Below are 16,614 nucleotides of genomic sequence, written 5' to 3'. Positions count from 1 at the left end.
GGCGGGCCGGGGCGGCGTTCCGGGGGGCGTGGGGCGCGCGGACGCTCGTCACCCGTCGGCCACTGGGGTCCGGCGGACCTGCCGGCCCCCTCGGGGCCGGGGCGTCGATCCCCCGGCTCCTCCTCAGGCCAGTGGTGGTTTCCCTGGTCGTTCACTCAAGACCCTCCCAGATCGGCGCCTGTTGACACGCCGTTCTGCGAACCGAACCTACGTGCGTGGCGGCGTCGAATGTGGCAACAAGTGTGCAGCCCGTGTTGTGTGTCACTGCCCCGCGGTCCTCCGGGACGGCGGATGCGGGTCCCCGGTTCCGGAGACGTATGACTTGAGGAGATGGTTCCAGCCACACGACCGGCACACCTCCACCACGTAGACGGTGAACTCGCTGAAGCGATCGGCCATTCGGTCGAGTTCCTCCGGCGCCCTCGCGGAGCCGGCGACGTGGCGGAGCTCGTCGCCGTAGACCCAGGCGACGTCGGTCAGGGCCTCGTGGCGGCACACAGGGCACGCCTGCTCGCTGGGCGTGCCGTGGAACTTGGCCGCCCTGAGCAGGTACGGAGTGGCATCGCAGACATCGAGGGTGCTGACCCGACCCGAGTAGTACTCGGCCAGCACCGCGCGCCTCTGGAGCGCGTAGTCGACGACCTGCCGCTGGTTTCGCACGTTGACAGCGTACGGGTTTTCCCGGAATCGAGGGCCCGGCCTCGGCGTCGGGACGTTCGGTGACGGCCCGGACACGCCGACTGTCAAGATAACGATTCGGTGAACAACGCTCCCCGTGTTGGTGGGCGGCGAGGTTAGTTGCACCACTTCGATGTATCGGCTCGATATAAATGCGCGGTAGGTTGGGTACTTGAATGATGGCGGCCCACCGACACCAACGCCGAGTGAGGCGCTCGACGTTCCCGTGAGGAGGTGCACTGTGCTGGAGCTCGCGATCCTGGGGCTGCTGCACGAGGCGCCGATGCACGGGTACGTGTTGCGCAAGCGTTTGCACGAGACGCTCGGCATGGTCCGCACGTTCTCCTACGGCTCGCTCTACCCGACTCTGCGGCGGTTGCTGCGCGCAGGGTTGATCGTGGAGGAACCGGCGGAGAGCACCACCGGCTGGAACCGTCGCGCCAAGCGGGTCTACAAGCTGACCGCCGAGGGCAAGGAGCGGTTCTCCGAACTGCTCGCCGACGCCGGTCCGCAGACCTGGGACGACGAGGGGTTCGGGGTCCACCTGACCTTCTTCTCCCGGACACCGGCCGACGTGCGGATGCGGATCTTGGAGGGCAGGCGCCGCCGTGTCGAGGAGCGTCGCGAAGGTCTGCGGGCAGCGTTGGCCAGGGCCGAGGAGAAGATCGACCGCTACACCCGTGAGCTGCACCAGCTCGGGCTGGAGGCCAGCGAGCGGGAGGTGCGTTGGCTCAACGAGCTGATCGCGCACGAACAGGCCGAGCAGCGGGGACAGCAGAGCTGATTCCCTCATCGCCGCTCGGCGTCAGTACTCAGCAATGACTAGTAAGGAGATACCGGCATGGGCGAGAACCGCCGCGTAAAGGTAGCCATCGTTGGCGTCGGCAACTGCGCGGCGTCGCTTGTTCAGGGGGTCCATTACTACCGCGACGCCGACCCGAACTCGCGCGTGCCCGGACTGATGCACGTTCAGTTCGGCGACTACCACGTGGGTGACGTGGAATTCGTTGCGGCCTTCGACGTGGACGCGAAGAAGGTGGGCCAGGACCTCTCGGAGGCGATCCTCGCCAGCGAGAACAACACCATCAAGATCTGCGACGTCCCGCCGCTCGGCGTGACGGTGCAGCGCGGGCACACGCTCGACGGTCTGGGCCGCTTCTACCAGGAGACGATCCACGAGTCGGACGAGAAGCCCGTCGACGTCGTCGAGGCTCTGCGTGCCGCCGAGGTGGACGTCCTCGTGTCGTATCTGCCGGTGGGGTCCTCCGAGGCGTCGAAGTTCTACGCCCAGGCCGCTCTCGACGCCGGGGTGGCGTTCGTCAACGCCATTCCCGTCTTCATCGCGTCCGATCCGGAGTGGGCCGCGAAGTTCGAGCAGGCGGGCGTGCCGATCGTGGGTGACGACATCAAGTCGCAGGTGGGCGCCACCATCACCCACCGGGTGATGGCGAAGTTGTTCGAGGACCGGGGTGTCCAGCTCGACCGCACCATGCAGCTCAACGTGGGCGGCAACATGGACTTCAAGAACATGAAGGAGTTGGAGCGGCTGGAGTCGAAGAAGATCTCCAAGACTCAGGCCGTCACCTCGCAGATCGAGCGCGACCTCGGCAAGGCGAACGTGCACGTGGGGCCGTCGGACTACGTGCAGTGGCTCGACGACCGCAAGTGGGCCTACGTGCGGTTGGAGGGGCGCGCCTTCGGTGACGTGCCGCTGAACCTGGAGTACAAGCTGGAGGTCTGGGACTCGCCGAACTCGGCCGGCATCATCATCGATGCCGTGCGTGCGGCCAAGATCGCCAAGGACCGGGGTGTGGGCGGTCCGCTGCTGTCGGCCTCGTCGTACTTCATGAAGTCGCCGCCGGAGCAGTACGACGACTCGACCGCGCGGGACGCGGTGGAGAAGTTCATCCAGGGGGGCTTGGAGCGCTGAGCGCTTCTCGACGTGTCGTGAAGGCCATCTCGCCGTGTGCGAGGTGGCCTTCCTTCTTGTCGGTGTGACCCGCTTGTCGGTGTGACCCGCGAAATGGTTGTCACGGCTAACTACTTCCCTTAGCATGCCTAAGGAATCTGTCGCGGCCCGTTGGTCGTGAGCTGCTCCGATGCGTGCGAGGGATGTCTCCAGCTGTGAGTGCTCAACGTCATTCGACCCTGTTCTCCGCCGTCAAAGGCCAGCCCAGGCAGGTGTGGATCACCGCCTTCGCGGCGGTCATCGCGTTCATGGGCATCGGTCTCGTCGACCCGATCCTGTTGTCGATCGCGGAGGGGCTGGACGCCTCGCCGTCGCAGGTGACCCTGCTGTTCTCGTCCTACCTGGGGATCCAGGTCCTCGCGATGCTCGTCACCAGCGCGTCGAGCGCCCGGTTCGGGGCCAAGCGGACGGTCCTGGTGGGACTCTCTCTGATCGTGCTGGCGACCCTCGCGTGCGGTGTCGCCGGCAGCATCGAACAGCTGATCGGACTGCGGGCCGTGTGGGGGCTCGGCAACGCCTTCTTCATCGCCACCGCGTTGTCCGTCATCGTCGGTGCGGCCACCGGAGGCCAGGCGGGCGCGATCCTGCTGTACGAGGCCGCGTTGGGGCTCGGGCTCGCGGTGGGTCCGCTGCTCGGCGCGGTGCTCGGCGACCTCTCGTGGCGCGGCCCCTTCTTCGGCACGTGCGTGCTCATGGCCGTCGCGCTGGTGCTGTGCGCGGTCTTTCTGGAGTCCGACGCCGGGCACCGGCGTCCGCGCGTCCGGCTCACCGATCCGCTGCGGGCGCTGCGGCACCCCGGTCTCGCGCGGGTGTCGATCGGTTCCGCCTGCTACACGGCGGCGTTCTTCACGGTGCTCGCGTGGTCGCCCTTCGTTCTCCAGTGGGGCGCGGTCGCCATCGGTCTGGTGTTCTTCGGCTGGGGTGTGTGCGTCGCGGTGGCCGGTGTCGTGCTGGCGCCGAAGCTGGCCGCTCGGCTCGGGGAGGCCGACGCGACCGCCGTGGCGGTGCTCGGCTACGGCGTCCTGATGGCGGTGATGCTCGTGCCCGCGAAGCCGGTGCTCGTCGTCGCGATCGTCGTGAGCGGACTGGTGTCCGGGCTCCTCAACACGTTGTTCACCGGAACCGCGATGTCGGCCAGCGGCGCACCGCGCCCGGTGGCCAGTGCGGGGTACAACTTCTGCCGCTGGCTCGGTGGTGCGCTCGCCGCGACGCTGGTCGGGCACGTCGCCGAGTGGTTCGGATCGGCCCACGCGCCGTTCCTGGTGGCGGCGGTCCTGTGTCTGGTCGCGACCGGAGTGCTCGCGGTGGGACGCCGCTCGGCACCCACGGTGACTGCCGAGCATGTGTGAGACCACGATGGTGGGGACAGTGGTTTAGGCCGTTCGTTTGATGTTCACCGTCAGGCATACCGGGGCTTGCTTGACCCACCTAACGTCACCGGAGCTTGCCCTGATCGAGTGACCTGGAGGCCGTGTGTCCACTGAGCCCAGACGTCTGCTGCCCCTGCTGAGCTCCCACCGCCCCGGCCGTTCGGCCGTCACGTGCGAGTACCGCTGCGGTAACGCGTGCGCGCACCCCGCCCCCAACACCTCCGACAACTCCACCTTCGCCGATGTGGCGAAGAGCGTGCTCTCCCGGCGTGGAGCGTTGAAGGCGACGGCGGTGATGTCGGCGACCGCCGCCGGATTCGCGGCCCTGTCCGGCACGGCCGCCGCCGAGTCGGGCGTGCCCGTCGCCCTCGCGGGCAAGGGCGGGCGTCGTGGGGAGCGCTCCGTGCCGGGAACGGACTTCACCCCGGTCGCCCCGAACACGGCCGACGCGGTGACGGTTCCGGAGGGCTACGACCACGAGGTCGTGATCCGCTGGGGCGACCCGGTGCTGCCCGGCGCTTCGCGCTTCGACTTCCACAACCAGACCGCGGAGGCGCAGTCCCGGCAGTTCGGCTACAACAACGACTTCGTCGGTCTCGTCGCGCAGGACTCCTCGGGGTGGCGCTACCTCATGACCGTCAACCACGAGTACACCACCGAGAGCCACATGTTCCCCGCGGGCACCTACGACTCCGCGAACCCGACCGAGGAGCAGGTGCGGATCGGGTGGGCGGCCCACGGGCTGTCGGTGGTGCAGGTCGTCCGTGAGCCGCGCGGGGGGCTGCGGGTGGTGCCCAGCCGGTACAGCCGCCGGATCACGCTGAACACGGAGTTCGAGGTGCGGGGGCCCGCGGCCGGGTCCCGGTACTTGACGACGTCGGCGGATCCGTCGGGGCGCAGCGTGTTCGGCACGATGAACAACTGCGCGGGCGGGGTCACGCCGTGGGGCACGATCCTGTCGGGCGAGGAGAACGTCAACCAGTACTTCGCCAACGCCGACGCGGTGACCGACCCGGTGGAGGCCGAGCGGCTTCGGCGCTACGGGTTCGCCGCCGGCGAGTCCACGCGCAAGTGGGAGCGCTTCGACAAGCGGTGGGACATCGCGAAGGAACCGAACGAGCCCAACCGCTTCGGCTGGGTCGTGGAGATCGACCCGAACGACCCGGACTCCACGCCGATCAAGCACACGGCGCTCGGCCGCTTCAAGCACGAGGGCGCCAACGTCAAGATCACGAAGGACGGCCGGGTCGCGGTCTACTCCGGTGACGACGAGCGGTTCGAGTACATCTACAAGTTCGTCTCGAACGGTCGGTACAAGCCGGGACGCAGCGCGCACGCCCGCAGGCACAACTCGCGCCTGCTCGACGACGGCACGCTCTACGTCGCGAAGTTCACGGGCGACAGCCCGGCCGAGGAGATCGACGGCTCCGGCACGCTGCCCTCGGACGGCGAGTTCGACGGCACGGGCGAGTGGATCCCCCTGGCCAGCGGCGACGTCTCGCACGTGCCGGGCATGACGGCGGAGGAGGTCTACGTCTTCACGCGGGAGGCGGCCGACAAGGTCGGGGCGACCAAGATGGACCGTCCCGAGGACATCGAGCCCAACCCCGTCAACGGCCGGGTGTACGCGGCGCTGACCAACAACAGCGACCGTGGCATGGCCGGCAAGGGCGCCGCCGACGAGGCCAACCCGCGCAACGGCAACCGCAACGGCCACGTGCTGGAGTGGGAGGAGAAGCGCGGCGACGCGGCGTCGACGACGTTCACGTGGCGGTTGCTGCTGGTGTGCGGTGACCCCGCCGAGGCCGACACCTACTTCGGTGGTTTCGACAAGAGCCAGGTCAGCCCGATCTCCTGCCCCGACAACGTCACGTTCGACCGCTACGGCAACCTGTGGATCTCCACGGACGGCAACGCGCTGGGCTCGAACGACGGCCTGTTCTCGGTGCCGGTGGACGGCTCGCATCGCGGCCAGGTCAAGCAGTTCCTCACCGTCCCGATCGGTGCGGAGGCGTGCGGCCCGGTGGTCACCGACGACGTCGTGCTCGTCGCCGTCCAGCACCCGGGAGAGAACGGCACGCCGGAGAATCCGGAGTCGCACTGGCCGGACGGCGGTACATCGCCGGCGCGCCCGTCGATCGTCGCGGTGTGGAAGAAGGGCAAGTGGGGGCGGTCGGGCCGCATCGGTTCGTAACGGTCCGAGCGACCTTCCCGGGTGAGGGGTCGGTCGGCCTGCGTTTACGGTGGACGCATGGCTGACCGACCCCTCGCTCTCATCACAGGTGCCACCCGCGGTATCGGTGCGGCCGTGTCCGCGGCCCTCGCGCCCACCCACCGGGTGCTGCTCGGCGGAAGGGACGCCGACGCGTTGCGTGCGCGGGCGAGGGAGTTGCCGGACGCGCAGCCGTGGCCGGTGGACCTCACCGACGCCGAGGCGCTGCGCGAGGAGTGCGCCTCGATCGACTCGCTCGACGTGCTGGTGCACTCGGCCGGGGTGGCGAGGCTCGGCTCGGTGGCCGAGTCCGAGGCGGCCGTGTGGCGCGACAACCTGGAGGTCAACGTCGTGGCGGTGGCGGAGCTGACCCGGCTCGTTCTCCCCGCGTTGCGTGCGGCGAAGGGGCACGTCGTGTTCGTCAACTCGGGCCAGGGGCTCGCCGCCCGCGCGGGCTGGGGCCCGTACGCCGCGAGCAAGTTCGCCGTCCGCGCCTACGCCGACGCGCTGCGGGCGGAGGAGGAAGGGCGCGGCGTCCGGGTCACGAGCGTGTACCCGGGGCGTACCGACACCGAGATGCAGCAGGCCGTGGTGAGCCACGAGGGCGGCGAGTACCAGCCGGAGAAGTACCTGCGCCCCGAGTCCGTGGCCGCTGCCGTGGCCGCCGCCGTGACGGCGAGCCCGGACGCGCATCTCACGGAGTTGACGATCCGGCCGAGGCCGGCGCGTTAGGACTGGGTCGGCTGGGTGAACCGGATGTGGTTGCCGAAGGGATCCCGCAGGCCGCAGTCGATGCCGTAGGGGCGTTCGGTGGGTTCGTCGGTGAACTCGACGCCCCGCTCCCGCAGGGTCTCGTAGGTCTTGTGGCAGTCGTCCGTGGAGAAGATGAGCGAGCCGCCCGCGGCTCCTTTCGTCACGAGGTCGCGAACCTGCCGCGCGGTCTCCTCGGACAGTGACGGAGGCCCGGGCTTCTCCAGCAGGATCTGCCGTTGGGGGTCCCCGGGGGCGCTGACGGTGAGCCAGCGCATGAAGCCGAGGTCGACGTCGGCGCAGACTTCCAGGCCGAGCTTGCCGACGTAGAACTCCACGGCCTCGTCCTGGTCGAGCACGAAGATCTGCGAGTGTGTGATGGCGTTCAGCATGGGGACCACGCTACGGCGGGAGTGAGCGGGAAACTTCTCCGAAACTGCTGTCGTCGGACCGGTCAGTCGCGGGGCCGCGTCCACGCCTTCGTGAAGCACGTCGGGATGGCGGCCCGGGCCGTTCGATTGCGGTAGGTCCTGGGCGAATGGCCGACGATGTCGCGGAACGTGCGGCTGAAGGTGCCCAGGCTGCCGAAGCCGACCGCGAAGCAGATGTCGGTGACACTGCGGTCGGTGTCCCTGAGCAGGAACATCGCGCGCTCCACGCGGCGGCGTTGCAGGTACCGGTGCGGTGTCTCGCCGAAGGTGGCGCGGAAGGTGCGCGTGAAGTGCGCTTCGGAGACGCGGGCGATCCGTGCCAGAGCCGGGATGTCCAGCGGTGTCGCGTAGTCGCGGTCCATGGCGTCGCGGGCGCGCAGCATCCGGCGGTTGGTGTCCTCCCGGCCTGCTCCGTCGCGACTCACAGTGTCCATCTCACCACGTGATCGTCGGTGCTGCGCCGCTGCGTCTTGACCGACCGACCACCCGAGTGGCATGGTTACCTACATGGCTAATGAACCAAGGCAGTGGTTCGTCGGACGGGGAGCGTGATGGACGACGGGCGCCCGCTGTTCGTGCAGATCGCCGAGCAGATCGAGGACGCGATCATCGACGGCTCTCTGCCGGAGGAGAGCCGGGCACCGTCCACCAACGAGCTCGCCGCGTTCCACCGGATCAACCCGGCCACCGCGGCGAACGGCATCAACAAGCTCGTGGCAGACGGGCTGCTCTACAAGAAGAGGGGGGTCGGGATGTTCGTGGCGACCGGAGCGCGGGAAACGCTGCTCGGCCGGCGTCGCAACGCGTTCGCGGAGAAGTACATCGCACCGTTGCTCGCCGAGGCACGCCGGTTGGGGATGGACGCGGAAGACCTGAAGAAGCTGATCGACAGTTGGGAGGACGACGCATGACCGTCGCACGCCTGCGGGGGGTGACCAAGCTCTACGGCGACACGGCGGCCGTGAAGGACGTGTCGTTCGACCTGCACGAGAACCGCATCCACGGCCTGTTGGGCCGCAACGGTGCGGGCAAGAGCACGGTGATGCGGATGCTCACCGGCCAGGATCGGCAGAGCGACGGCACGATCGAGGTGTTCGGAGCGGCGCCGTACGAGAACGCCGACGTGCTGCGCCAGGTCTGCTTCATCAAGGAGTCGCAGAGGTACCCCGACATCTTCCGGGTGCGGCACGCGTTCGAGGCGGCGAGCCTCGTCTTCCCCGACTGGGACGCCGACTTCGCCGCCGAACTCGTCGACGAGTTCCGCCTGCGAACCGCGCAGCGAATCAAGAAGCTCTCCCGCGGCCAGCTCTCGGCCGTCGGCGTGATCATCGGGCTGGCCGCCCGCGCACCGCTGACGTTGTTCGACGAGCCCTACCTGGGGCTGGACGCCGTGGCCAGGCAGATGTTCTACGACCGGCTGCTGGCCGACTACGCGGAACATCCCCGCACGATCGTCCTCTCGACACACCTCATCGACGAGGTCGCCGACCTGATCGAGCAGGTCATCGTGATCGACTCCGGGCGCATTCTCATGGACGACAGCTCCGAGACACTGCGTTCGCAGGCCGTGACGGTGACCGGTCCGACGCAGGCGGTGGAGCGGTTCGCGGCCGGGCACACCGAACTGCACCGGGAGCAGCTCGGCGGCATCCTGCGCCTCACCATCCGGACCACCGTCCGGGACTCGGTGCCGCCGCAGGAGGCGGAGAACCTCCAGATCGAGCCCGTGTCGCTCCAGCAACTCGTGGTCCGCGCGACCCAGGCGTCCGGCCGTGAGCAGGCGTACGTGGGCGCGACGAACGGTAAGGAGGCCCGGTGATGGCTCAGCTCGTGCGGGTGGCGAGGATCCAGCTCGTCAACGCGTTCTCGGTGCTCGTGCTCCCGATCCTCATCGTCATGCTCGTGTTGCTGGGCAACGTGCTGGTCGCGCTGGCGTTCGGGACCGAGAGCGGGTTCGTGACCGGCGGCCTGGTGACGCTCTACATCACCATGCTGGTCGTGCATCTCCAGACGATGACGCAGATGTTCCCGTTCGCGCTCGGCCTCTCGGTGACGCGCACGGCGTTCTTCGGTGCCACGACGCTCGTGGTGCTCGGCCAGGCTGCGGGCTACGGTGCGCTGCTCACGGTGGGCAAGTACGTCGAGGAGGCCACCGGCGGCTGGGGCGTCGACGTCACGTTCCTCGCGTTGCCGTTCCTGAGCCACGACAACGTGCTGCTGCAGTTCCTCGTCTACACGGTGCCGCTGGTGACGCTGTCGTTCCTCGGCGTCTGGGTCGGCATCGTGTACAAGCGGTGGAACCAGCTCGGCGTGTGGGCGATGGGCGTCGCCTTCGCCGCGCTGGGTGTCGGGCTCGTGCTGCTCTTCGAGTGGCAGGACTGGTGGGCCGCGCTCGAACGGTTCTTCCTGGCGCAGCCCGCCCTCGCGTTGCAGGCCGGCTATCCGGCGGCGATCGCGGTGCTCTTCGCCGGTGCCGCCTACCTGACGACGCGCCGCGCCGTGCCTTGACCCGGGGGTGCCGGAAGGGGGATCAGCGCAGGCGGACGGCGGCTTCGGCCACGGCCGCCTGCGCTTCGGCACGGTCGAGGCGGGTGGGTTCGCCGTCCTGCACCACCTGACGTCCCGCGACCCAGACGTCGGTGACGGTCCGCGACCCGGCGGCCCACACGAGGTTGGCGAGCAGTTGCTCGTCGGGCACGTCCAACCCGGTGGCGAACGCGGGATCGTCGAGGTCCACATGCACCAGGTCGGCCCAGCGTCCCGGTTCCAGCGCACCGATGTCGTCGCGGCCCAGCGCCTCGGCGCCGCCCCGGGTCGCCAGCAGCAGCGCGTCGGCCGCCCGCAGCGCTGTGGCATCCGACGTGGACAGCCGCGCGAACATCGCGGCGAGCTGAAGCTCCTCCCAGAGGTCGAGGTCGTCGTTGCTCGCGGGGCCGTCGGTGCCGAGTCCGACCGCGACGGACGCCGCCCGCAGGTCGGTGAGGCGGGCGATGCCGGAGGCGAGTTTCGCGTTGGACCCGGGACAGTGCGCCACGCCGGCACCGCTGCGCGCCAGCAGCGCGATGTCGGCGTCCGACAGGTGGACGGCGTGGGCGGCGAGCAGGCGTCCCCGCAGCAGGCCCACCTTCTCCAGCAACCGGGGAACGGAACCGTGCTCGGCGCGCTGCGTCGTGTCCTCGTCGGCGGCCTCGGCCACGTGGATCTGCACCAGCGCCCCACGGTCGTGCGCGGAGGCGGCGACGGCCTCCAGCGCCTCGACCGGCAGCGTGTAGGCCGAATGCGGTGCGTAGGTGATCTCGACGCGGTCACCGTCGCCGAAGCGGAGGCCGTCGGCGTCGATCCACCGCTCCGTCTCGGCCAGCATGGTCTGCCAGCGCAGCCCGGGCAGGTCGATGATCGGAGCACCCAACACGACGCGTGCGCCCGTCGCCAGCACGCTCTCGGCCATCTCGTCGGCGTGGAAGTACATCTCGGCGCTGGTGGTCACGCCCCGGCTCAGCATCTCCGCCGACCCGAGCGTCATCCCCGCTCGCACGTCCTCCGGGCGCAGTTTGGCCTCGGCGGGCCAGATCACCTCGCGCAACCAGCGCAGCAGCGGCAGGTCGCCGCCCATGCCCCGCAACAGCACCATGGGGCTGTGCGCGTGGGCGTTGACCAACCCGGGCAGCAGGATGCCCCCGAGACGCCGGGTTCGCTCGGGAGCGGCCGCGCCCGCCGGAGCCGAGTCCGCGGGCCCGCAGTAGGAGATCCGGCCGTGGTCGTCGACGTCGACCACCCCGTCCCTGACCACCGAGCAGGCAGGATCGGCGGGGAGGACGACGGCGGCGTGGAGACGAAGGGCCATGGCGTTCGATCGTAGAGGACTACTCGTCGTCCATGATCCCGTTTCGCCAGGCCCAGGCCGCGATCTCGACCCGGTTGCGCACGCCGAGCTTGTTCTGCACGGAGGCGAGGTGCGTCTTCACGGTGGACAGCGACAGGTACAGCTCGCTGCCGATCTCGCCGTTGGTCAACCCCCGCGCGGCGGCCCGCGCGACGTCGAGCTCTCTCGGCGTCAGCTCCGTCGGAGGCGCGGGCGCTTTCCTCTTCTGCGTGCCGCCGAAGTGCTTCAGCAGCCGCACGGTGATCTGCGGCGAGACGAGCGCGTCCCCGCGGGCGGCCGCGCGCACCGCTTCGATCAAAAACGCGGGCCCCGCGTCCTTCAGCAGGAACCCGGACGCTCCGCCCTGCAACGCCGCGTGGACGTACTCGTCGAGGTCGAACGTGGTCACCACCACGACCTTGAGCGGATCGGACACCTGGGGGCCCGCGAGTTGCCGGGTCACCTCCAGGCCGTCGAGCCCCGGCATGCGGATGTCGAGCAGGCAGACGTCGGGTCGCAGCTCCCAGGCCGTTCGCACGGCGTCCACGCCGTTGTTGACGTCGGCGACGACCTCGATGTCCGACTGCGCCCCGAGAATCAGCCGGAAACCCGCGCGCACCATGTCCTGGTCGTCGGCGATCAGTACCCGGATCACTCGCCGTTCCTTTCGCCCGTCCTGAGGGGGATCCATGCCTCGACGAGCCAGCCGCCCTCCGGCGACGGCCCCGCCCGCAACCGGCCGTGGAGGAGGTCGACTCGTTCCCGCATGCCGACCAGACCGTATCCGGAGTCGTCGGACGTCCGGCTCGCTCGGGTCTTCTCCGCGCTTCCCCTGCCGTCGTCGGCGATCCGGATGTGGAGCTGCTCGCCTACCGCGCAGACGCCGACGATCGCCCGGCTCGCGTCCTTCGCGTGCTTGCCGACGTTGGTCAGCGACTCCTGCACCAGGCGCAGCGCGGATCGGGCGACCTCGGGCGGGAGGTCGCCGGGGAGGTCCACCGTGAGCTCGGTCGGGATGCCGTGGTTGCCGGTGTCGACGAGACGGCGGAGGTCCGCGGCGAGGTCGGTCGTGGCCTGCTCGCTGAACTCGCTGGCACCCGCTGGGGCGTCCCCGCGCATGCTCCGGACCAGCCGCCGCATGGCCGTCATCGCGTCGGTGCCCGCCCGCTCGATCTGCGCGAGCGCGTCGGTGACCACGGCGGGGTTCTGCTCGGCGACCATCCGGGCGGCCTGGGCCTGCACCACGATGCCCGTCACGTGGTGGGCCACGACGTCGTGCAACTCGCGAGCCAGCGCCATGCGCTCGGCGGTCTGCGCGTCGCCCACGGCCGTCTCGACCATCCGGGCCCGCTCGGAGTCACGCGCCTTCAGGAACATGCCGATGGCCACACAGATCCCGAGGGCGAGCAGCGCCGTGCCGAAGGCCGTCCGCACCGTGGGCGAGTCGTACGCGAGGGGAGTGTGCACGAGGGTGACGACCCCGACGGTGACGGACTGGACGACGACCAGCCAGGTCGCGCGTCTCGTGGATTCGTGGCGGACGACCGTCACGACCAGGGCCATCCCGCTGAGGATCTGGCTCAACGCGATCCCGTAGAAGGTGGAGTAGAGCGGCCCGGTGTACCGGAAGAGAACACCCGAGACGAGCACGAGCGCGCAGTAGTACGCCACCGCCTGGGACGGGAACTTGGAGCCCAGCACGGCGACCACGGCCGTCCCGACGCAGCACAGCATCACGAGAATGTCCAGGCTGGGTGGCGACTGGACGTAGGAGAGCTCCAGGAAGAGCAGGACCGCCAGCGGGGTGACCAGTGCCCACCGGCGCCGCAGGAACGCCACGAGTTCGTTGCGCTCGCGGCTCGGGCGCCGCGTCCTGCGGTGGTAGATCCCCGCGACCACGGTCAGCAGGAGCAACGCCATTCCGGTGACGGCGGTCACTGCGAGGTCGGTGAGCTCGACGTTCCGCAGCCCGATGAACAGGCCCGCTGGATGCACGAGACCTGCCCGCGTCAAGGAGGCGACGACCGTGGCGCCCACCAGAGTGCCGGTGACGAACACCGCTCCGATCGGGCGCAGTCTCGACACCGCGTAGTACACGAGCTGGACCCCCGCGACGGTCTCGCCGAAGGTGATCTTCTCCAGCAGCGCCGTGTACGCCGGGGTGCCCGTGACGACGATCAGAGCGGTGGACATCAGCAGCGTGCCGGCCCCGGTGAGCCCGGCGGGCAGTGGACTCCGGTACGACCACACGGCACACGCCGCCAGCACCACGATCCCGGGAATCAACAGCAGGTCGAGACCGACCGGGCCGAATTCGTCCACTGAGGACCTCACGATGATGGCGAGGTCGCCGAGTACGGCGGCGAGCAGGACGATGCCGGGAAGATTGACCTGTTGGGAGTGGCGCGCGACGAACTCGCGGACGGGTTGCGCGACGCGTTCGCGGAGGGACCGGGTGGGCACGACACGACGGTAGAGCAGCGAGGGCTTCCCCCAGCGCGGCCATCCGGCCATCTCCACCTCGGTCGATCGGCCGAGACGAGCGGCCTCGCTTCCACCCGTCCGTCCGAGGTGGAGAGACCCCGCCGCGAGAGACGCTCCCCTCATGCGTTCGGAGACACAGACGATCAACATGCCCGGTGAACCGGCCGGTTCCGGGCCGGTCCTCTCGGGCCGAGGGCTGATCAAGACCTACGGCACCCAGCGTGCTCTCGACGGCGTGAATATCGAGATCGGCGCGGGAGACGCCGTGGCGATCGTCGGACCGTCGGGCTCGGGCAAGAGCACGTTGCTGCACGTGCTCGCGGGCATCCTGCCCGCCGACACCGGCGAGGTCCTTCTCTCGGGGCGTCGGATCGACCAGCTCGGCGAGGGCCCGCGCAGCGAGCTGCGGCGCAAGGAGTTCGGGTTCGTGTTCCAGTCGGGCATGCTCGTGGCCGAGCTGACCGCCGCCGAGAACGCGGCACTGCCGCTGCTGCTCGGGGGTGCGTCGCGGTCGTCGGCGATGGCCACGGCGGCCGAGTGGCTCGGCAAGCTCGGGCTGGGCGGCAAGGAGCAACGGCTGCCGGGGCAGTTGTCGGGAGGCGAGGCCCAGCGGGTCGCCATCGCCCGGGCGCTCGGACACCGGCCGAGCGTCATCTTCGCCGACGAGCCGACCGGGGCACTCGACAGCCGCACGGGGGCGGAGACCATGCGGGCGCTGCTCGACGCGGCCGCCGAAACCGGCGCCGCGGTGGTCGTGGTGACCCACGACCGGGAGCTCGCCGCGTCCCTGCCCCGGATGGTGTCCATGCGCGACGGCAGGGTGCAGTTGTGACCGCGTTCCGCATCGCCCTGCGGGTGCTGCGCCGCGACCGGCGCACGAGGACGTCGGCGATCCTCATGGGAGTGGGGGTCGCGGTCGCCACCGGCCTGATGCTGGTGCTCGTCTCCCTGCCGGGCGCCGCACAGGCCCGCGTCGACCGCGCCGCGTGGCAGGAGCCGTCCGCCGCCGACTTCGTGGGGGAAGCCGGCGGTACCCCGATGTCGATGAGCGTCAGCGAGGACGTCCACGGCGACCACACGATCACGCGGGTCGACGTCGCCGCGCACGACGCGTCCGAGATCTCCGAGATCGCGCTGCCGCCCGGCATCGACCGTTTCCCCGGTCCCGGCGAGGTCCTCATGTCGCCCGCCCTGCGCGAGCTCAGCGCCGACCTGCCGGCCTCGGTGCTCGCCGACCGCTACCCGGGTGAGGTCGTCGGAACGCTCGGGGCGGACGCGTTGACCCATCCGGACCAGCTCGCGGTGCTCGTGGGGCACACCGAGGCCGAGATGGGCAGCATGGCCATGCAGGTCTTCGGCTTCGGCCAACCGGGCGACGCCTGGGACCCGACCCTCGACCTCCTCGCCGGCGTGGGCGTGGTGGTCCTGCTGGTGCCGAGTCTCGTGCTGGTGGCCTCCGCCGCCCGGCTCACCGCGTCCCGCCGCGAACAGCGCCTCGCGGCACTGCGCCTGGCGGGAGCGACACCGCGTCAGGTCGTGGGCATGGTCGCGGGCGAGAACGCGATCGCCGCGGCCGGCGGTGCGCTGCTGGGCCTCGCCCTGACGCCGCTGGCGCGCTGGGCGGCGTCCCACGTGCCGTGGGGCGGCGGCACCTGGCAGGCGAGCGACTTCGCCACGTCGCCGCTGCTGACCCTCGCCGTGGTCGTGACGATCCCGCTGCTGGTGCTGGCGGCCGCCGTCGTCGGACTCTGGCGGGTGGTGCGCAGTCCGCTGGGGGCCGCCCGCAGCGAGCGTCCCCGGCGACCGCACTGGGTCCGGCTGCTCGCGCTGCCGCTCTCGGGGCTGGTGTTCTTCCTGGTCCTGCGGAACCTCTCCGACGCGGTCGGGATCGTGCTGCTGCTCGGTGCGTTGGCGCTGATCATCGCCTCGTCGATGCTCATCGGCCCGTTCGTCACGGCGGCCGTCGGCGCGTTGTTCGCCCGTTCCTGGCGCAGGCCGTCGATGCTGTTGGCGGGCCGCAGGTTGCGGCACGACCCCAAGGGTGCCTACCGCGCGTCCGCCGGGGTGGTGCTGGCGGTGTTCACCGGCTCGATGGCGTTGACGGTGCTGCCCTCGATCGAAACGCTCGCCGGCTCGTCGTCGCCGTTTCGCGACTCGGTGCTGTACGTGAACGCCGACGCCGACGCCACCGCGGTCGCCGAGCGCGCGGACGCCGCACTCGCTCGCTACGGGATCGAGGAGCGGGCCGAGCGGATCGCGACCGCCGAGCTCCAAGTCGACGGCCGTGGCGAGCAGGCCTTCGTCGTCGAGTGCGAGACCGCCGGGCGACTGCTGCGCGTCGACCTGGGCGACGCCTGCGCGAACCCGGGCGTCGCCGTCACGGGCCCGCCCGAACTGGTCGAGGGTGCGGCCGTGGCAAGCGGTCCGGAGCCCGCGATCGACCTTCCGGAGGGCACCCCCGTCCACGAGGTCGGCTCCGAGACCGGCCGGATCGCGCTCCCACCGCTGATCGACCCCGCGGTGTTGCCGGAAGGCGTCGAGCCCGAGCCGTCGATCGTGGCGGTGCCCGTCACGGCGGAGAACGCCGACGTCGTCCGGACGGCGCTCGCCGGGGCCGCGAACGGGCTCCCGGTCGAGAGCGTGCCCACCCGGCTCGCCTCGCAGCAGGCGGAGCTCGACGACCTGCGCCGCGTCACCGTGATCGGTCTTGTCGCCGCCGCGTTGCTGAGCGGATGCAGTGCCGCGATCACCACGGCCGGGTCGGTGATGGACCGGCGCCGCAGCTTCGGCGCGCTCATGGCGGCCGGTACGCCGGTGCGGGTGCTGGGCCGCGCGCTCCGGGCGGAGGCCGCCGCACC

16 protein-coding genes are annotated in these 16,614 nt (G+C 70.3%); 10 read left to right on the top strand and 6 right to left on the bottom strand.

Annotation, left to right across the window (positions count from 1 at the left end; all coding sequences use genetic code 11):
- Positions 1-261: 261 nt before the first annotated feature.
- The gene (locus SACAZDRAFT_RS13170) at positions 262-660 is read right to left on the bottom strand and encodes a DUF5318 domain-containing protein (RefSeq protein WP_005442439.1); all 399 of its coding nucleotides are present in this window, start codon (positions 658-660) and stop codon (positions 262-264) included.
- 259 nt (positions 661-919) lie between these two features.
- Between SACAZDRAFT_RS13170 and SACAZDRAFT_RS13165 the strand changes: the two genes are divergently transcribed.
- The 5 genes from SACAZDRAFT_RS13165 to SACAZDRAFT_RS13145 all read left to right on the top strand — a co-directional run bounded on the left by SACAZDRAFT_RS13165 (position 920) and on the right by SACAZDRAFT_RS13145 (position 6,961).
- Positions 920-1,462, top strand: a complete 543-nt coding sequence (locus SACAZDRAFT_RS13165) for a PadR family transcriptional regulator (RefSeq protein ID WP_005442437.1) — start codon at positions 920-922, stop codon at positions 1,460-1,462.
- 57 nt (positions 1,463-1,519) lie between these two features.
- A complete protein-coding gene (locus SACAZDRAFT_RS13160) occupies positions 1,520-2,608 on the top strand; it encodes an inositol-3-phosphate synthase (RefSeq protein WP_005442422.1) in 1,089 nt (362 codons plus the stop codon).
- Positions 2,609-2,802: 194 nt separating this feature from the next.
- On the top strand, positions 2,803-3,996 hold the full coding sequence (locus SACAZDRAFT_RS13155) for an MFS transporter (RefSeq protein WP_037295228.1): 1,194 nt from the start codon (positions 2,803-2,805) through the stop codon (positions 3,994-3,996).
- Positions 3,997-4,120: 124 nt separating this feature from the next.
- The gene (locus SACAZDRAFT_RS13150) at positions 4,121-6,211 is read left to right on the top strand and encodes a PhoX family protein (RefSeq protein ID WP_005442418.1); all 2,091 of its coding nucleotides are present in this window, start codon (positions 4,121-4,123) and stop codon (positions 6,209-6,211) included.
- Between the two features lie 57 nt (positions 6,212-6,268).
- The gene (locus SACAZDRAFT_RS13145) at positions 6,269-6,961 is read left to right on the top strand and encodes an SDR family oxidoreductase (RefSeq protein WP_005442417.1); all 693 of its coding nucleotides are present in this window, start codon (positions 6,269-6,271) and stop codon (positions 6,959-6,961) included.
- On the opposite strand, the gene SACAZDRAFT_RS13140 is transcribed toward SACAZDRAFT_RS13145, so the two are convergent.
- Together SACAZDRAFT_RS13140 and SACAZDRAFT_RS13135 are read right to left on the bottom strand one after the other, a co-directional pair.
- Positions 6,958-7,371: a VOC family protein gene (locus SACAZDRAFT_RS13140; RefSeq protein WP_005442416.1), complete on the bottom strand. Its 414-nt coding sequence runs from the start codon at positions 7,369-7,371 to the stop codon at positions 6,958-6,960. The genes SACAZDRAFT_RS13145 and SACAZDRAFT_RS13140 overlap by 4 nt on opposite strands.
- Positions 7,372-7,433: 62 nt before the next feature.
- On the bottom strand, positions 7,434-7,844 hold the full coding sequence (locus SACAZDRAFT_RS13135) for a helix-turn-helix domain-containing protein (protein ID WP_005442415.1): 411 nt from the start codon (positions 7,842-7,844) through the stop codon (positions 7,434-7,436).
- Positions 7,845-7,961: 117 nt separating this feature from the next.
- On the opposite strand from SACAZDRAFT_RS13135, the gene SACAZDRAFT_RS13130 reads away from it, so the two are divergent.
- Genes SACAZDRAFT_RS13130 through SACAZDRAFT_RS13120 form a run of 3 tightly spaced genes read left to right on the top strand, consistent with a single transcriptional unit; the run spans position 7,962 to position 9,918 of the window.
- Positions 7,962-8,321 (top strand): GntR family transcriptional regulator, encoded by a 360-nt coding sequence (locus tag SACAZDRAFT_RS13130; RefSeq protein WP_005442414.1) that lies wholly within the window; start codon positions 7,962-7,964, stop codon positions 8,319-8,321.
- Entirely contained in the window at positions 8,318-9,229 is a 912-nt protein-coding gene (locus SACAZDRAFT_RS13125; RefSeq protein WP_005442412.1) for an ABC transporter ATP-binding protein, read from the top strand. Before SACAZDRAFT_RS13130 ends, SACAZDRAFT_RS13125 begins: the two co-directional genes overlap by 4 nt.
- Positions 9,229-9,918 (top strand): hypothetical protein, encoded by a 690-nt coding sequence (locus SACAZDRAFT_RS13120; protein ID WP_005442410.1) that lies wholly within the window; start codon positions 9,229-9,231, stop codon positions 9,916-9,918. The genes SACAZDRAFT_RS13125 and SACAZDRAFT_RS13120 overlap by 1 nt, the downstream gene beginning before the upstream one ends.
- 22 nt (positions 9,919-9,940) lie before the next feature.
- On the opposite strand, the gene SACAZDRAFT_RS13115 is transcribed toward SACAZDRAFT_RS13120, so the two are convergent.
- The 3 genes from SACAZDRAFT_RS13115 to SACAZDRAFT_RS13105 are packed head-to-tail and all read right to left on the bottom strand — an operon-like array spanning position 9,941 to position 13,786.
- The gene (locus SACAZDRAFT_RS13115) at positions 9,941-11,254 is read right to left on the bottom strand and encodes an amidohydrolase family protein (protein WP_005442408.1); all 1,314 of its coding nucleotides are present in this window, start codon (positions 11,252-11,254) and stop codon (positions 9,941-9,943) included.
- Positions 11,255-11,273: 19 nt separating this feature from the next.
- Positions 11,274-11,927: a response regulator gene (locus tag SACAZDRAFT_RS13110; protein WP_005442403.1), complete on the bottom strand. Its 654-nt coding sequence runs from the start codon at positions 11,925-11,927 to the stop codon at positions 11,274-11,276.
- On the bottom strand, positions 11,924-13,786 hold the full coding sequence (locus tag SACAZDRAFT_RS13105; protein WP_005442402.1) for a sensor histidine kinase: 1,863 nt from the start codon (positions 13,784-13,786) through the stop codon (positions 11,924-11,926). Before SACAZDRAFT_RS13105 ends, SACAZDRAFT_RS13110 begins: the two co-directional genes overlap by 4 nt.
- Positions 13,787-13,877: 91 nt before the next feature.
- On the opposite strand from SACAZDRAFT_RS13105, the gene SACAZDRAFT_RS13100 reads away from it, so the two are divergent.
- Complete coding sequence (locus SACAZDRAFT_RS13100; protein WP_005442400.1) at positions 13,878-14,588, top strand: ABC transporter ATP-binding protein; 711 nt, start codon at positions 13,878-13,880, stop codon at positions 14,586-14,588.
- The coding region (locus SACAZDRAFT_RS13095) for an FtsX-like permease family protein (RefSeq protein WP_005442398.1) at positions 14,585-16,614 on the top strand (2,030 nt) is incomplete at its 3' end. The genes SACAZDRAFT_RS13100 and SACAZDRAFT_RS13095, both read left to right, overlap by 4 nt.

Source organism: Saccharomonospora azurea NA-128, from assembly GCF_000231055.2.
Taxonomy (GTDB): Bacteria; Actinomycetota; Actinomycetes; order Mycobacteriales; family Pseudonocardiaceae; genus Saccharomonospora; species Saccharomonospora azurea.
Note: the sequence above shows the minus strand (reverse complement) of the source record. Positions and strands in the feature narration are given on the sequence as shown.